Annotated in this window: 14 protein-coding genes; 6 read left to right on the top strand and 8 right to left on the bottom strand. The window is 43.6% G+C overall.

The window, feature by feature from the left end:
* Positions 1 to 46: 46 nt before the first annotated feature.
* Genes rny through SKC37_RS10685 form a run of 6 tightly spaced genes read right to left on the bottom strand, consistent with a single transcriptional unit; the run spans position 47 to position 5,491 of the window.
* Positions 47 to 1,630: a ribonuclease Y gene (gene rny, locus SKC37_RS10710; RefSeq protein ID WP_377979097.1), complete on the bottom strand. Its 1,584-nt coding sequence runs from the start codon at positions 1,628 to 1,630 to the stop codon at positions 47 to 49.
* Between the two features lie 57 nt (positions 1,631 to 1,687).
* Positions 1,688 to 1,978, bottom strand: a complete 291-nt coding sequence (locus SKC37_RS10705) for a cell division protein ZapA (RefSeq protein ID WP_377981467.1) — start codon at positions 1,976 to 1,978, stop codon at positions 1,688 to 1,690.
* Positions 1,975 to 2,304, bottom strand: a complete 330-nt coding sequence (locus SKC37_RS10700) for a hypothetical protein (protein WP_377981466.1) — start codon at positions 2,302 to 2,304, stop codon at positions 1,975 to 1,977. The genes SKC37_RS10705 and SKC37_RS10700 overlap by 4 nt, the downstream gene beginning before the upstream one ends.
* Complete coding sequence (locus tag SKC37_RS10695) at positions 2,301 to 3,794, bottom strand: lipopolysaccharide biosynthesis protein (protein WP_377981465.1); 1,494 nt, start codon at positions 3,792 to 3,794, stop codon at positions 2,301 to 2,303. The genes SKC37_RS10700 and SKC37_RS10695 overlap by 4 nt, the downstream gene beginning before the upstream one ends.
* Before the next feature lie 34 nt (positions 3,795 to 3,828).
* Positions 3,829 to 4,581, bottom strand: coding sequence for a LytR/AlgR family response regulator transcription factor (locus SKC37_RS10690; RefSeq protein WP_377981464.1), 753 nt, complete (start codon positions 4,579 to 4,581; stop codon positions 3,829 to 3,831).
* Between the two features lies 1 nt (position 4,582).
* Positions 4,583 to 5,491 carry a sensor histidine kinase gene (locus tag SKC37_RS10685; RefSeq protein ID WP_377981463.1) on the bottom strand — a complete coding sequence of 303 codons (909 nt, stop codon included), beginning with the start codon at positions 5,489 to 5,491 and terminating at the stop codon, positions 4,583 to 4,585.
* Between the two features lie 294 nt (positions 5,492 to 5,785).
* On the opposite strand from SKC37_RS10685, the gene SKC37_RS10680 reads away from it, so the two are divergent.
* Together SKC37_RS10680 and SKC37_RS10675 are read left to right on the top strand one after the other, a co-directional pair.
* The gene (locus SKC37_RS10680) at positions 5,786 to 7,576 is read left to right on the top strand and encodes a 3-keto-alpha-glucoside-1,2-lyase-like domain-containing protein (RefSeq protein ID WP_377981462.1); all 1,791 of its coding nucleotides are present in this window, start codon (positions 5,786 to 5,788) and stop codon (positions 7,574 to 7,576) included.
* A 2-nt stretch (positions 7,577 to 7,578) separates the two neighbouring features.
* Positions 7,579 to 9,417 (top strand): hypothetical protein, encoded by a 1,839-nt coding sequence (locus SKC37_RS10675; RefSeq protein WP_377981461.1) that lies wholly within the window; start codon positions 7,579 to 7,581, stop codon positions 9,415 to 9,417.
* A 54-nt stretch (positions 9,418 to 9,471) separates the two neighbouring features.
* Here the strand turns inward: SKC37_RS10675 and SKC37_RS10670 are convergent, their stop codons facing one another.
* Positions 9,472 to 9,849 (bottom strand): DUF1573 domain-containing protein, encoded by a 378-nt coding sequence (locus tag SKC37_RS10670; protein ID WP_377981460.1) that lies wholly within the window; start codon positions 9,847 to 9,849, stop codon positions 9,472 to 9,474.
* A 132-nt stretch (positions 9,850 to 9,981) separates the two neighbouring features.
* Between SKC37_RS10670 and SKC37_RS10665 the strand changes: the two genes are divergently transcribed.
* Genes SKC37_RS10665 through nuoK form a run of 4 tightly spaced genes read left to right on the top strand, consistent with a single transcriptional unit; the run spans position 9,982 to position 13,942 of the window.
* Complete coding sequence (locus SKC37_RS10665; RefSeq protein ID WP_377981459.1) at positions 9,982 to 12,393, top strand: alpha-ketoacid dehydrogenase subunit alpha/beta; 2,412 nt, start codon at positions 9,982 to 9,984, stop codon at positions 12,391 to 12,393.
* A gap of 1 nt (position 12,394) precedes the next feature.
* A complete protein-coding gene (locus tag SKC37_RS10660; protein WP_377981458.1) occupies positions 12,395 to 13,141 on the top strand; it encodes a 4Fe-4S binding protein in 747 nt (248 codons plus the stop codon).
* Positions 13,138 to 13,644 carry an NADH-quinone oxidoreductase subunit J family protein gene (locus SKC37_RS10655; protein WP_377981457.1) on the top strand — a complete coding sequence of 169 codons (507 nt, stop codon included), beginning with the start codon at positions 13,138 to 13,140 and terminating at the stop codon, positions 13,642 to 13,644. The genes SKC37_RS10660 and SKC37_RS10655 overlap by 4 nt, the downstream gene beginning before the upstream one ends.
* On the top strand, positions 13,622 to 13,942 hold the full coding sequence (gene nuoK, locus SKC37_RS10650) for an NADH-quinone oxidoreductase subunit NuoK (protein WP_377981456.1): 321 nt from the start codon (positions 13,622 to 13,624) through the stop codon (positions 13,940 to 13,942). Before SKC37_RS10655 ends, nuoK begins: the two co-directional genes overlap by 23 nt.
* On the opposite strand, the gene uvrC is transcribed toward nuoK, so the two are convergent.
* Positions 13,939 to 15,741 (bottom strand): excinuclease ABC subunit UvrC, encoded by a 1,803-nt coding sequence (gene uvrC, locus SKC37_RS10645; RefSeq protein ID WP_377981621.1) that lies wholly within the window; start codon positions 15,739 to 15,741, stop codon positions 13,939 to 13,941. The genes nuoK and uvrC overlap by 4 nt on opposite strands.
* Positions 15,742 to 15,798: the final 57 nt, after the last annotated feature.

Raw genomic sequence — 15,798 nt, 5'->3', positions numbered from 1 at the left:
TGGCGCCACCCGCAGGGTGGCGCCATAAATATACTCGATTTCGATCCTATTTTGCAAAGTTCACGGCGCGCATTTCGCGAATCACCGTTACTTTGATTTGACCAGGATACTGCATCTCTTTCTCGATTTTCTGTGAAATGTCGAATGATAAGTTGGATGCTTTTTCATCGCTTACATTCTCTGAATCGACCATGATACGTAACTCGCGACCCGCTTGGATAGCATAGCATTTCTGAACACCATCGAATGAAGTAGCCAATGTTTCTAAATCACGAAGACGCTTCATGTACGACTCCATCATCTCGCGACGTGCACCTGGACGTGAACCAGAGATCGCATCACATACCTGAATGATAGGAGAGATCATGGAAGTCATCTCGCATTCATCGTGGTGAGCTCCGATCGCATTACATACTTCAGGATGCTCTTTGTATTTCTGAGCCAGTTCCATTCCTAGCAATGCGTGAGGAAGTTCTGGTTCTTCATGCCAAACTTTACCAATATCATGCAATAGACCTGCACGTTTCGCTAGCTTCGCATTCAATCCTAATTCAGCTGCCATTGTTGCACAAAGCTTCGCGACTTCGCGCGAGTGTTGTAACAAGTTTTGGCCATAAGAAGAACGGAAACGCATACGTCCCACCATCTTAATTAATTCAGGGTGTAAGCCGTGAATACCTAAGTCAATTACCGTCTTCTCACCTATTTCGATGATCTCATCGTCAATGTTCTTACGCGTCTTGTTCACCACCTCTTCGATACGAGCTGGGTGAATACGGCCATCCTGTACCAAACGGTGTAAGGATAAACGAGCAATCTCACGACGAACTGGATCGAAACCTGAAATGATAATCGCCTCCGGCGTATCATCCACGATGAATTCCACACCTGTCGCCGCTTCTAGCGCACGAATGTTACGGCCTTCACGACCGATGATTTTACCTTTGATATCGTCTGATTCGATGTTGAATACAGAAACGCAGTTTTCGATCGCATTTTCAGCCGCCGTACGTTGAATCGTTTCGATCACGACTTTCTTCGCTTCTTTCGTAGCCGTTAACTTCGCTTCTTCGATGGCTTGTTTCACAAGTGAACTTGCTTTCGATTCTGCCTCAGCCTTTAACGCATCCATAATCTGTTGGCGTGCTTCATCCGCAGAAAGACCTGCAATTTTCTCTAATTGGCTGATTTGATTGGCAAGCATCGCTTCTGCTTCCTCGCGTTTCTTCTCCACCTCTTCTAGCTTCTTACGGAAGTTTTCTTCCTTCGCTTGAACACTTTGTTTAGCTGAATGTAGTTCTTGTTCTGCCGTGCGTTGTTGCTCCGCTTGTTGCGCTAATACGCGCTCTTTTTCGCGTAGTTTTTGTTCGTTCTCTAAAAGAATTCCCTTTTTGTTTTGAGACTCTTCTTCGAATTCAGCCCGTAGACGTAGGAAGTTTTCCTTCGCTTCAAGCATACGGTCTTTTTTGATGTTTTCTGCAGAGAGTTCTGCATTTTTTAGGATGTCTTCCGCTTTGCGTTGCGCATCCCCTTCGATGTTTTTATTTACTTTCGAGTAGAATACTTTTCCGGCAAATAACCCTCCGGCCGCAGCGATAAGAGGGAGAATAAAAGTTAATATAGTGGACATATAGAACGAATGTGTGTTTATACATTAGTCCCCGGAAAAATCGAAATAAAAGGAAAATTATACTGTGAACTCAGCCGCTAGCGCCAACAATTTTTCATTTTTTTCCAAAATATCGCTTTGGAGTGAATTGTGTTCTGCGTCAAATTTCAAACCACACATGGCTAAATCGAGTGCCACCATCGCCATCACGGCTGCGGGATCTGAACTATTTGTTTGCTTTTCGTAATAACGAACAAGCTTGTTCACTAATGATGCTGCATTTCGTACGCATGATTCCTCGCTCGGACTAACTTTTAAGGCGATACTTTGTATGCCTACCAGTAGATTACAAGGGATTTTAGGATTCATGGATTGCGTAATTGGTCAATGCAATGATCTATTTTTGTAATATATTCTTCTAACTTTTGTTTCAACTCAGCGGTGGGAACTGCTGTGTTATCTGTACTAGCTACAATTTTAGCGAAATTATCTGATTTTTTAAAGTTTTTTTCCAATTCTTTTAACCGCCTTTTGGCTTTGGCGAGCTCCTCCGATTTTTCCGTTAGCTTTTGTTGTAGATCTTCAATCTGAGCCTGTTTTTCTGTAATAGTTCCCTGGTTTGATTTCAAGCGATCCATCATCCCGCCGATCTTCAGCTGGAGATTTAGGTATTGCGTATTCAGTTCACTTTTCATTTCAGGGCTAAGCTTGGTTTTCCGTTTTTCCAGGAAAATTCTTTGATCAATATGTAGGCCAAAATACAAATAAATCCGATGTTCTGGCTAATAAAAAGGGGAATTTCTATTCGTGATAATAAGGATCCGGATTCAATAGCTAGAATCCCTAAACTAATGTATATGATCGCGGCCATCCAGCGGTAGGGTGCGGGATCGAATTTTTGGCCCCCTACATAACACAACAAAGTCATCACGATCGCTGATGTCAAGAACGAATACGCGCAGGCCATATAGCCATAAATCGGAATGAAGAGGACGTTGCCCACTAAAGTAACAGCCAATCCAGTCACTGTAATCACCGTACCCATGTAGGTTTTGTTCGTCTTTTTAAACCAAACCGATTGTGTATAATACACTCCTAAAAATAAGTTAGCAAGTAATAAAACAGGCACCACCCCAATGCCTTCCCAATAGATGGATTGACGCAAAAATAATCCTTGAATCCAGAACAAATTCGAACTCACGCCCACCCATAAAACCAAGCAAACAATGACAAACCAATGGCTCACTAGCGCTAAATTCGATTGCGAATTTTCGGCAGACTTCGAACCTAAAAAGAAAGGTTCCGCAGCATACTTAAAAGCCTGAATCGCTAAACTCATGAACACCGAAAGCTTGTAGCAATTACCATAAATGCCTAAGGCGTCTTCCGAACTTCTCCCAGGATAAAATCCCTCGGGCAAAAACTCCTCCAGCAATAAACGGTCAAACATCAAGTTAAACATCGCCGCTAGACTCATGAACATGATGGGGTAGGAGTAGACCCACAATTTTTTCATTTCCGCGCCATCCCATGTCCATTTGAAATCCGTAAAAGAGGAGCGTAGCCAATAAAAGAGACTAGCGTTTGCGAGCAAATTAGCTAGGAAAATGTAGCCGGCTCCAATACTCGGGAAATAGAGATTCTGTAAAAAAGCCGGTCCCCAATGACCTTCGTGCATTGGTTTTAAAAGCGCTAAAAAGAAGAGATTCAACCCTACATTAATTAGGATGGAAACGATTTTTGCCTTGACAAATAATTGAATTTTACGTTCCAGTCTTAAACGCGCGAAAGGAATCGCAGTCACCGCATCGATGGCTAAAATCAAGGCAAGCCAGCGCATAAATTGTCCTTTACCCTCGTATCCAAGTTGTGCCATCAAAGGGTCTGCAAAGACGAATAATCCGATGGTAAATACGCCTGATGTCAGGATGATGGCCGTTAAAATGATATTATAGTAGCGTTCTGGCGCCTCTTTCGCATAGCGGAAATAAGCCGTTTCCATTCCGTACGTGTAGATGATATTAGCGATGGCTACGTAGCCATAGAGTTTGACATTAACGCCTAAGGCAGCCGGCATAAAGGCAGCCGTGTGGATGAAAACCAATAAAAAATTCAGAGAGCGCCCTAGGATCGTACTGAATCCATAGGAAAGGGTTTCGCCAGCTAATTTTTTAAGAATGGACATGCGTGAATGTTCGGTCAATTCTCAAAGTTACAATTTATTGCTTTTGATAGCCGATGATTTGGTAAAAATGCTCAGAATAACTTTCGCTGATCGGAATGTGGTTCTCGCCTATTTTGATTTTTTGACTACGAATAGACTCCATCTTGCTGAGTGAAACGATGAACGATTTGTGCACTCGAATAAAATCGTTGGACGGTAATTTTTCCTCGATGGATTTCATCGTCATGCGACAAACTACCGGGAATTTTTGGGTTCTTAGGTGGATTTTAATGTAATCTTTTAAGCCCTCGATGTAGAGAATGTCTTCGAGGATAATCTTCATCAACGAGTAATCCGCATGAATAAAAATGAACTCTAATTTAGGAGCTTCTGCCGGTTTATTTAGCACTAGCTTGCTCTTGTGATAGTCTAGAGCCTTGTGGCTGGCCTTTAAAAAACGCTCAAAATTGATCGGTTTTAGTACATAGTCGATGACATCTAAATTGAAGCCATCTAGTGCATATTGTTGGTAGGCGGTCACGAAAATGACCATGGGTTTTGTTGTTAGGCTTTCTAAAAATTGCAAGCCTGTCATTCCGGGCATTTGTATGTCCAGAAATAACAAATCCACTGGATTATTCTCTAAGTATTCCACGGCCTCCATCGCGTTTCGGCAACGCTTCACGAGTTGCAAAAAGGGAACTTTGGAGATATTATCTTCCACTAAGTCCAAAGCTAAACTCTCATCATCTACCGCCAAGCACTTCAAAATCGTACCCGGGATTTCCACTAGATTTTCTTCTGACATGTTATACGTGTTGAATGGTGAGGGAAATGGTAAAGTCTGATCCGGAATCAAGGACTTCTAAGCGATGATTTGTGGGATATAATAATTCCAAACGGCGTTTAACGTTCGCTAATCCGATTCCAGAACTTTCGTCTTTTATTTCGTTTATCGATGCCCCCTTTTTATTGGCTACTTTAAAATAGAGTTCTGTTGCGCTATCCTTTAATTCAATCTCGATGGTCGGATTTTCGATGAACCCCACCCCATGCTTAAACGCATTTTCCACAAATGGGATCAATAACATAGGCTCTATATGGCTTGATATTGGCCCTAATTCATGCTTGAAATCAATGTGAATGTCATCCCCAAAACGAATCTTTTGTAAGTCAATATAACTTTCTAAATACACCAATTCCTTGCTAATAGGAACGATCGAATCATTCGTTTCATATATCATATAGCGCATTAATTCCGACAACTTCACCACCACCTGCTCCACCATTTCTGGCTTCCTGCGAGACAAAGAAACGACGCTATTTAAAACATTGAACATAAAATGCGGGCTGATCTGTGAGCGTAAAAAGGAGAGCTCAGATTTCAAACGTTCATTCTCCTGTTCTTTGACCTGCTCATCCTCTTTCATACGGTCAGAAATCAAGCGATACGAAGTGCCAATGGCTGCATAAAATAACAATTGAAAGATCATTCGCATCAAAGCACCTCGTCTAGCGCCGCCACCCGAATGATTTCCGGGAAAGAAATTAGAATAAGCCCAGCGAAACAATTCCTCATGAATCCATAGCATGAAAACAATGGCGCCGATAAGGGTTAATAAGTATATGATTACTCCTTTGGCTCTCAATAACTTAGGAAGTAGGATTTCGGTATTTAAATAGAAAAAGGGAATATTGATGATTGTAAAGCTGGTCATATAAAAGATCCAAAAATAAGATCGACGAATTTCTTCTGCACTGCTGGAATTCGTGTTTGGCCCCAAGAGGATGGGAAGTGCAATCAGAAAAGCCCAAAAAAACAGGTGCAATAACAGGTTCCTGATTTTAAACGTCTTGTGTATCATCGGGTTTTATTTTGCTTTTTATATTCAGCGAAGTCAAATTAAGAGAATCTTCCTTATATTTCCATCAAAATTTCTACCACTGTCCTGAATGTGCCGATGAAAAGGCCAAATGATTTTCGGTAAATTTGAATAAACCTACATTAAACCATGAAGAAATTCCTCTTTTCTATGCTGCTCGCCAGCCCCTTTTTAGGTTGGGCACAGCAAGTAATTCCCCTCAATGACTTGTCGGCTTTTGATCAGCCCAGTAAGAACTGGACCATTGAACAAGCTGTTTTTGCGAAGTATTCCGATACGCTTTTGCAAGTAAGTCCCGGCAAGGGCATCCTCGTAAATACGCTTAGAAGTGGCAAGTACCACCGGGCAGATGATTTGAAGTCGCTTATGCAGCACGGAGATATTCGCCTGTTAGTTGATTTTATGTTGCCTAAAGGAATGAATTCAGGTATTTATTTGCAAGGTCGATACGAGGTGCAATTGTATGATTCATGGGGAAAGAAAACCGTGAAATATGATGACTGCGGAGGTATTTACGAACGTTGGGATGATTCACGCGGAAAAGGAAAAGAAGGTTACGAGGGTTATGCGCCACGCCAAAATGCGAGTAAAGCTCCCGGCTTATGGCAGACTTTGGAAATCGATTTTCAAGCCCCTCGCTTCGATGCGAATGGTAAAAAAATAGCAAATGCGATCTTTAAAAAGGTTATTTTAAATGGTTTAGTGGTTCAAGAAAACATCGAGGTGTCAGGGATGACTCGCGGAGCGATTTTTGATAAGGAAGCGCCTTTTGGCCCTATTCTAATTCAAGGTGACCACGGACCTGTAGCGTTCAGAAACTTGCGTTTTGAGACCTATGAAAAGCCTACAGCCTCTTTAGGTGAGGTTTCTTATGACTATTATACAGGCAAATTTACAGACCCAATTATCCCGACTACCAAGCCCGCGTCATCCGGTAAGTTGCCAGCTTTGACCTACCGCGTTATTCCGGTGAACAATGATTATTTAATTCATTACAAAGCTGAATTAACGATTCCTGAGGAAGATACCTACGAATTTCAAACCTATTGGACTGGTTCTGGAGAACTGAAAATTGACGGGAAGGTGCTAAATCAAGGGGCACATTGGTTTAATGAAATGGTGCCAGCGTCCACCTTTTTGAAAGCAGGAAAACATGTACTCGAGATTATTCATATTAAAGATTTCCCTTGGGGACCTAAAGCTTTAGGGTTACATGTGAAGCGTATTGGTGCGCGTTTAGTTTCATTGCATGAAAGAACTTCTTTACTGGATCCGGATGCTGTCGGATTAATCGAGGTGAAAGCGAATGCGGAACCAGTTTTGCAGCGTTCCTTTGCCTTTCATAGAGGAAAGAAAAAAACGCATGTCATTCACGTAGGTGATCCAGCTGGGTTACATTATTCTTACGATTTGAAGCAAGGCGCGATTCTACAGATTTGGCGAGGTAAATTCTTAGATGCTACACAGATGTGGGACAATCGTGGGGAACCTCAAACTTCTGAACCTTTAGGTTTAACGGTCGTTCAAGACGGTAAATATCCTTTAGTATTATCCCATCAAGCTCAACCTGATTCAACAGAATTAGTGTATAAAGGCTATCGATTAGAGGCAGGTCGTCCCGTATTTATGTACGAGTGGCCGGCGGCGAAGTTGCGGGTGGAAGATCGCATTCAGCCAGCAGGAAATGGTTTGAAACGTACACTGACTTTAATAGGAGCAAGTCCACAAATGACGGATGTGGAGGCCGTTTTAGCCACTGGACATCACTTGTCGATTTTACAAAATGGCTTGGCTTCACAGCCTGGCAACTTTATCGAATGGAAAGGTGCCACCGCTGAATTATTGAAAATAGCTTCCGGCGCGCAAGAGATTCGTGTGCCTTTTACTGGAGCACAATTCACTTATGATTTGATTTGGTAACGATGAAAAAATATACAGCCTTTGTTTTATTGTTTGCAGTAGCCCTAGGGGCGTTTGCGCAAACAAAACTGGCTCCTAAAAAGGAGCAGGATTATTACGAAATTAAGACACTTCCGATCCCCAAAGAGATCTATCTAGAGGTGGGCGGCTTGGCAACGATGCCGGATGGCCGTTTGGCGGTCAGTACGCGGAGAGGGGAGATTTGGATTGTGGAAAATCCCTACCAAAAAACAAGTCACCAAACCTATTACCGTCGTTTCGCGAGCGGATTGCACGAGGTGTTAGGCTTGGCTTACAAGGATGGCGCATTTTATTGCTCGCAACGCGGCGAGTTAACAAAGATTTCTGATACGGATCGAGATGGTGTGGCGGATTTATATGAGCCGATCTATCAGTTTGATTTGTCTGGAAACTACCACGAATACACCTATGGCCCTGTGATTGATAAGAACGGAGATATGTGGGTGAGTTTGAATTTAGCGTGGGTAGGTTTTGGTGAGGGTAAGTTTGCCAAATGGCGCGGCTGGTTCGTAAAAATCACCCCAGGCGGCAAATTAGAGCCTTTTGCCGGTGGATTGCGTTCTCCAGCGGGTTACAGTTTTAACGAGGAGGGAGACTTGTTCTACGGCGAAAACCAGGGAGACTGGGTCGGTTCTGGTCGTGTCACGCACTTAGCAAAGGGTGAATTTGCTGGAAATCCAGGCGGTCTTAAATGGGCGAAAGAACCGAATAGTCCCTTGAAACTTAGCCTTGAAGAGATTCAAGATAATGGTTCACCTATGTTTGAGGCGGCGAAGAAAAACCCAAAAATTAAACTACCGGCGGTTTGGTTCCCTCACGCCATTATGGGGATTTCTACCTCAGACATATTGCAAGACACCACAAAAGGTAAGTTTAGCCCATTTCCCGGCCAGTATTTCGTGGCAGACCAAGGGCAATCCAAGGTAATGCGTATGGGGCTGGAGAAAGTGAATGGGGTGTACCAAGGTTTTGCCATCAACTACCGCGAGGGATTCCAGTCGGGTATTTTGCGCGAACGTTTTGGCTTGGATGGTAGCATGTTCGTAGGTATGACCTCTCGTGGCTGGGGAAGTACTGGGAAAGATGATTTCGGTTTGCAACGATTGTTTTGGAATGGAAATATGCCATTCGAAATCGATATGATCAAAGCGAAGTCAGATGGTTTTGAGTTTAGCTTTACACAGCCAGTGGATGTGAATTCCGTGAAGAAAGCCGCTTCTTATGCGATTCGGTCGTATATATACAAATATCAACACCAATATGGTAGCCCGATTATCGAATTAAAAGACTTGAAAATCAAAGGGGTGGAAGTGTCAGCAGATCGCAAGAAAGTACGCATTTCCATTGATGGAATTCGCCGCTTCTACATTCATGAATTTACGCTGAAAGGGGTGTTGAATGATAAAGGGGAGCCTTTATTACACGAAACGGCATATTATACCTTGAATGAGATTCCGGCGGGGCCAACTTTAGTGGCGGCGGCACCTGAAGCGGAAATCAAAGTGATTGTGACAGCCCGCACCGTTAAAAACTCAATGGGCTATGAATTAGGGATTGCGGGTCTATTGAAGAAACATACGTGCTCTGCTTGCCATGCGAAAGACAGTAAATTAATAGGCCCTGCCTTTACGGAAATCGCTAAGCGTAATTATTCAAATCAGAAGATTTTAGAGTTAGTATATAAGCCTAACCCGCAAAACTGGCCGGACTTCGCTACCGAAATGGCACCGATGAGTCACGTGCCCAAGGCGGATGTGCTGAAAATTGCAGGCTGGATTAATGGGCTGCGTGAAACAGAAAGTCTTAAGAACCACGACTAAATAAAAAAGCTCTCTGCGATGAACAGGGAGCTTTTTTACTAAAAGAGGGGAAGATTATTTCTTCGCAGCAACACTTCCTTGAATCGCTAAAACGATTTGAGAAACTTGGCCGTTGTTGATAACCGTAACCGTTTTGTTGAAGTTTCCTGGGCGACCAGCTGAATTATAGGAAGCCGTTACTTTACCTGTTTTACCTGGCATAACTGGCTCTCTTGTCCAATCTGGAGTAGTACATCCGCAAGATGGCTGAACGTTAGAAATAACGACAGGCGTTTTTCCTGTGTTCGTGAATTCGAAGCTATAGGTTGCCACTGTTCCTTCAGTGATCGTTCCAAAATCGTGCTTTTCTTGTTTGAATTTTAAAGCACCTTGCGCGTTGGAAGTGAAAGCAAAGCCTAAAACAAGCGCAAATAGGGCGATTAATTTTTTCATATCTAATTTCATTGGTTTTATATACGATTCAAATCTATAAACAATAAAAGATTTCGGCAAGTTTCTTGTCCGGATTCTGTTTGGAGGCCGAGGATTTTGTTGTATTTTTACGTGTTTATTAAGACCAAGCATTTGAATTCATTTACTTTTTCTAACCCTCCACTTTCCTTCGATCCTGCTGCAGTGCTCGAAGACTACCGCCTGGCTGCTATTAGCCGTGCTTGTAGTCTTTTGGTGCGTAAAGAGGTGTTTTCTGGCCGGGCGAAGTTTGGTATTTATGGGGATGGAAAAGAATTATGCCAAATTGCTTTAGCGCGCTCCATGCGTCCTGGGGATTACATTTCGGGTTATTACAGAGATCAGACCATCGGCGCAGCCATCGGAGATTTAACCTGGCCACAGTATTTTGCCCAGTTATATGGTCATCCAGACATCCAGTTTGACCCACATTCTGGGGGACGTCAGATGAATAATCACCACGCCACCCGTTGGTTAGATGAAGAGGGCAAATGGTTAGATCAGACCTCTCGATACAATACCGTGGCCGGAATTTCGTCCACAGCGGGCCAAATTCCGCGTGCTTTGGGCATCGCCTATGCCTCTAAAATGTACCGTGAAAGGGCTGATTTAAAAGATCATGAGGCACTTTTTTCCAAACAAGGCCAAGAGGTTTGTTTCACTACTATTGGCGACGCGTCCACCTCTGAGGGGATGTTTTTAGAGTGTATTAATGCGGCAGGCGTATTACAAATTCCTATCGTCTTTTCAGTTTGGGATGATGGTTATGGTATCTCGGTGCCGATTGAATTTCAAACGACAAAATCATCCATTTCGAAAGCTCTAGCAGGTTATCAGCGCAACGAGCAGGAAAAAGGACTTGAAATTATACAAGTGAAAGCGTGGGATTATCCAGGCTTAGTTGCGGCCTACCAAAAGGCGGCAGATCTAGCACGTAAGGACTTTGTTCCTTGCCTTGTTCACGTGGTAGAATGTACGCAACCACAAGGACACTCAGCCTCCGGATCACATGAGCGTTACAAGTCTGCTGAGCGTCTAGCTTGGGAGTTAGAGGCGGATTGCAATGTGTTGTTCCGTCAATGGGTTTTAGCTGAAAATATTGCCTCTGAAGAGCAATTGAAAGTCATTGATGAGGAGGCGGTTGTTTTAGCGCGTAAATATCAAAAAGAAGCCTTTGCGGCCTATATGGCCTCAGTAGATGTGGATAAAAAAGGGTTTTTGCGTATCGCAAAGAACCTCTTAGAGTCCACTAACGAGCCAAGTTTATTACAGCCAATTATAGATGAATTAAACGCCCTGCCTTATCCTATTTTCAGTGATTTAGTGCGGGCGGGTCGGAAGACTTTGCGCGCTTTTCGATTCTACCAAGGTCCTGCAGTTAAGTTGTTACGCAAATGGCTTGATGACCTCGAAAAATTAAACAGAAGACGTTTCAGCTCACATCAAATGAGTGAGTCAGATGAGTCTCCCTTGTTGATCGAAGGGGTTAAGCCAACGTACGATAAAGATCCGGCCTTAGTGGATGGAAGAGAGATTCTAAACAAGGCATTTTCGCAGTTCTTGCAAGATCCGCGCGTATTTATCCTGGGAGAAGACGTAGGGAAAATAGGGGATGTGAACCAAACTTTGGCTGGATTACAGGATATTTATGGTCCATTAAAAGTGACGGATACGGGTATTCGAGAAGTCAGCATTGTGGGCCAAGGAATTGGAGCTGCCATGCGTGGTTTGAGGCCTATTGTAGAGATCCAATATTTAGATTACATTTTTTACCCATTCCCTATTTTATCGGATGATTGGGCTTGTTTGCATTATAGAACAGCTGGAGGTCAAAAGGCTCCGATGATTCTTCGTACCAGAGGTCATCGTTTAGAAGGTATTTGGCATTCAGGTAGTCCTATGGCCGTTTTAATTAACGGATTGCGTGGCGTGCATTTCTGTGTTCCTCGGAATATGACACAAGCGGCTGGTATGTACCGTACCTTGTTAAAAGGGGATGATCCTGGCATTGTGATCGAATGTTTGAACGGCTACCGCTTGAAAGAACCGATGCCGTCGAATTTAACTGAAATCGAGGTGCCACTTGGTATCCCTGAAATATTGCGGGAGGGGACCGATATTACCGTCGTAACGTATGGTTCAATGTGTCGCATCGTGATGGAAGCGGCGGAGACTTTGGCGGGATTAGGAATCTCGGTGGAAGTGATTGATGCTCAAACTTTATTGCCTTTTGATAGACACCACAGCATTCTAGCCTCCATTCAAAAGACCCACCGGGTCATCTTCGCGGATGAGGACATGCCAGGTGGAGCATCCGCCTATATGATGCAAGAGGTGGTAGATAGGCAAGGAGCCTTTACCTGGTTAGAAAGTCCGGCGGTTTGTATCGCAGCAACGGCTCACCGACCGGCCTATAGTTCGGATGGAGATTATTTCTCAAAACCGAACACGGAAAATATCGTGGATGCTGTTTATGAAATTATGAGGGAATCAGATCCTTCAACCTATCCAGCGATCTATTTTTAAGATGAACGCATATTTTAAATCCATCTGGGACGGAATTCAGAGTACGCGCAAGGGGATGGCTTTGACGTGGAAACATGCTTGGGCTGCACGGAACCAGCGCAGCATCCAAAATGTCCAAGATCCTGATTATTTTAATCAAAAGGCTGGTATTGTGACTTTACAATATCCCCAGCAACAAATACCTACTCCCGTTAACGGACGCTACCAATTACATAATGAAATGGACGATTGCATCGTCTGTGATAAATGTGTGAAAGTCTGTCCGGTGGATTGTATTGAAATCGACCCCATCAAAGCGACGGGTTTAGTGGGAACCGCTTCTGACGGTTCACCTATTCGTTTATACGCCGCCAAATTCGATATTGATATGTCCAAATGTTGCTTCTGCGGCCTTTGTACTACGGTTTGTCCTACGGAATGTTTGACGATGACTTCGGAATACGATTTCTCCGTCTTCGATGTAAAGGAACATAACTTTGAATTTGCGAACTTGACGCCAGAACAAGCGGCTGAAAAGCGCGTTCTTTACGAGCAATTCGTGGCAGAGAAGGAAGCTGCAAAAGAGGCAGCGAAAATGGCCGCACCTATGCAGGCCGCACCGCAGCCGGCCGCACCTATGCAGGCCGCACCCGCTCAGACCGAAACCGAGCAAACAAACACGGACGAAGTACCAGCTAAACCTAAACCAGCTTTCAAACCCGCCTTCAAGCCTAGTTTCAAACCGAAACCTAAACCTGACGCAGAATGAGTCCCTTAGTTCTCGCTTTCTTGGTGTTAGCCCTATTGACGTGCGGAAGCGCGCTGTCGATGTTGTGGACGAAGAATTTGTTGCACGCGGCTTTGGCCATGTTCTTAACGATGCTTGGTTTAGCCGGATTATATGTCTTAGCTTATGCGGACGTCTTAGCGGTAGCTCACTTATTAGTGTATGTGGGAGGGGTGTTAATCTTGATCTTATTTGGGATCATGTTAACAAATCAAACAGACTCAGCCACCGGGAAGAATCACTTGATGACGCGGGAATCGAGTCGATTGTTGCCTTTTTCGATTGGATTATCCTTTTTCTTAGGCCTTTTTTGGTTATTCACAAAAGGACCTTGGATCAATAATTTGCCGGTGACCGGCGATTCTAAATTGAAAGAAGTAGGTCTAGGCTTATTGACTGAATATGCCTTTCCGTTCGAATTAGCTGGTGTATTTTTATTAATTGCCTTAATAGGTGCCACCTTTGTCGCGAAAAGCCATGACTGATATTCCGGTAATCTATTTCTTGTGGGTATCTGCGTTTCTGTTTGCGACGGGATTATCGATTTTACTAGTGAAGAAGAATACGATTTTCGTTTTAATGGGAATCGAATTGATTTTGAATGCGGCAAATTTGAACTTGGTCGCCTTTTCGAAAAATGATCCATCCTTGCAAGGCTTATATCTGAGTATATTCGTCTTAGTCGTGGGTGTTTGCGAGATGGCGATTGCCTTAGCGATTGTATTGCAAGTGTATCGAAACTTCCGCGCGATCGAGGTGGATCAGTTCAAATCAGAATACTAGAGGTTTTCTAATTGCTTTTTGAATTTGAGGGCTTTCATTTTGCCCAGTACTTTGGCCAAATCCTCTTCCGACGCTTCCTTCAGCTGCGCCACCGTCCCAAAAGCTTTCAACAACTTAGTCGCCGTCAACTTCCCGATTCCGTCCATCGTTTCTAACTGCGATACAATAAAATTCTTGCTCCGCTTATTTCTGTGCGCCGTAATCCCAAATCGGTGGGCCTCATCCCGCAACTGCTGAATCAGTTTCAGTGACTCCGATTTCTTATCTATATATAATGGCAAGCTATCCTCTGGGAAATAAATCTCCTCTAAACGCTTCGCGATGCCGATAATAGGGATTTGACCGTACAACCCGATCGCTTTCAAAGCATCGCAAGCAGAACTTAACTGCCCCTTTCCTCCATCGACAATAATCAAATCAGGCAATTCAGCTTCTTCTTCTAAAAGTCGTGTATATCGACGGGTAATCACCTCGTACATGGTGGCAAAATCATCTGGACCCTCGACCGTTTTTGGCGTGAACGTGCGGTAATCCTTTTTAGACGGTAGCGAATTCTTGAAACACACCATCGCAGAAACCGGATTTGTGCCTTGCAAGTTCGAGTTATCGAAACATTCAATGTGTTTAGGCAAGTCGTTCAGGCGCAAATCGTTTTTCAACTTAATCATCACGCGCATCTTGCGATCGCCACCACTTTCTTCCGCCGCCTTGCGATCCGCCTTCTCTTTTCTAAAGTACAAGACGTTCTTCAAAGACATATCCAAGAGCTTCCGCTTGTCGCCTTGACTCGGCAGCGTATTTTTCGCGCCCTCGAATTCGATCGACATGGGGATGTTGGTAATAATTTCTTTGGCCTTACTCTGAAACTGATCGCGCTTCTCCCAAATTAACATGGTCAACAACTCCGCTTCGTCCTCTTCTAATTTCTTTTTTACTTCCCAGGTCTGCGACTGTAAAATCGTCCCGTTAATGACTTTCATGAAATTAATATAGGCCAAAGACTCGTCTGACACAATTGAAAACACATCCACATCGTGAATAGACGGATTTACAACAGTCGACTTTGCCTGGAAGTTTTCCAATAGCTGCCACTTTTCTTTCCACTCCTGCGCCTGTTCAAAAGCGAGGCGGGTGGAGGCATCCTGCATTTGGCCAATAAAAAAAGTCTTTGCTTTCTGGTAATTGCCTTTCAAAATCTGCGACACCTGATCAATGTACTCCATATACCGAGCTTCCTGCTCTAAACCCTCACAAGGCCCTTTGCAATTCCCTATATGGTATTCTAAACAAACCTTGTATTTCGCCGCTTCTACGTTCGCCTCTTTTAAATTAAGTGCACAAGTCCGCAGTGGATACAGCTGGTGCAACATCTCAAGCAGGGCATTCATTAATTTCGGATTCGCATAAGGTCCAAAAAACGTTCCCAAGGAATGATTAATTCTCCTTTCTGTAATTAAGCGAGGAAAACGCTCCCTAGTCAAGCAAATAAACGGGTAGGTCTTATCGTCCCTTAATAGGATGTTATACTTCGGCTGAAACTGCTTGATGAGCGTATTCTCTAAAAGCAAGGCATCAAACTCCGAGTGAACAATCGTGAACTCTAGCTTGCGAATCTGTGAAACCAGTCGCCTCGTCTTGTTATCCTTACCTTTTGTATTCGTGAAATAAGAACTAACCCTGTTTTTTAAATTCTTGGCCTTTCCGATATATATGATGGTTCCGCTTTCATCAAAGTAGCGGTACACCCCTGGATCTTCGGGTAGGGTAGGTAGGATAGATTTAGGGTCAAAAGTAGACATAGTCCAAAAATAAGCAAAAATCTCTTCTTTGTGTTTTTTGTAATTATCTAAGGTGAC

It is taken from the genome of Aquirufa esocilacus, assembly GCF_042715595.1.
Lineage (GTDB): Bacteria > Bacteroidota > Bacteroidia > Cytophagales > Spirosomataceae > Aquirufa > Aquirufa esocilacus.
This window is presented reverse-complemented; position numbering and strand designations above follow the sequence as displayed.

Bases quoted from the DNA above. Each gene is read 5' to 3' on its own strand.
- rny (WP_377979097.1), bottom strand. From the start codon at position 1,630: ATGTCCACTATATTAACTTTTATTCTCCCTCTTATCGCTGCGGCCGGA.
- SKC37_RS10705 (WP_377981467.1), bottom strand. From the start codon at position 1,978: ATGAATCCTAAAATCCCTTGTAATCTACTGGTAGGCATACAAAGTATC.
- SKC37_RS10700 (WP_377981466.1), bottom strand. From the start codon at position 2,304: ATGAAAAGTGAACTGAATACGCAATACCTAAATCTCCAGCTGAAGATC.
- SKC37_RS10695 (WP_377981465.1), bottom strand. From the start codon at position 3,794: ATGTCCATTCTTAAAAAATTAGCTGGCGAAACCCTTTCCTATGGATTC.
- SKC37_RS10690 (WP_377981464.1), bottom strand. From the start codon at position 4,581: ATGTCAGAAGAAAATCTAGTGGAAATCCCGGGTACGATTTTGAAGTGC.
- SKC37_RS10685 (WP_377981463.1), bottom strand. From the start codon at position 5,491: ATGACCAGCTTTACAATCATCAATATTCCCTTTTTCTATTTAAATACC.
- SKC37_RS10680 (WP_377981462.1), top strand. From the start codon at position 5,786: ATGAAGAAATTCCTCTTTTCTATGCTGCTCGCCAGCCCCTTTTTAGGT.
- SKC37_RS10675 (WP_377981461.1), top strand. From the start codon at position 7,579: ATGAAAAAATATACAGCCTTTGTTTTATTGTTTGCAGTAGCCCTAGGG.
- SKC37_RS10670 (WP_377981460.1), bottom strand. From the start codon at position 9,849: ATGAAAAAATTAATCGCCCTATTTGCGCTTGTTTTAGGCTTTGCTTTC.
- SKC37_RS10660 (WP_377981458.1), top strand. From the start codon at position 12,395: ATGAACGCATATTTTAAATCCATCTGGGACGGAATTCAGAGTACGCGC.
- SKC37_RS10655 (WP_377981457.1), top strand. From the start codon at position 13,138: ATGAGTCCCTTAGTTCTCGCTTTCTTGGTGTTAGCCCTATTGACGTGC.
- uvrC (WP_377981621.1), bottom strand. From the start codon at position 15,741: ATGTCTACTTTTGACCCTAAATCTATCCTACCTACCCTACCCGAAGAT.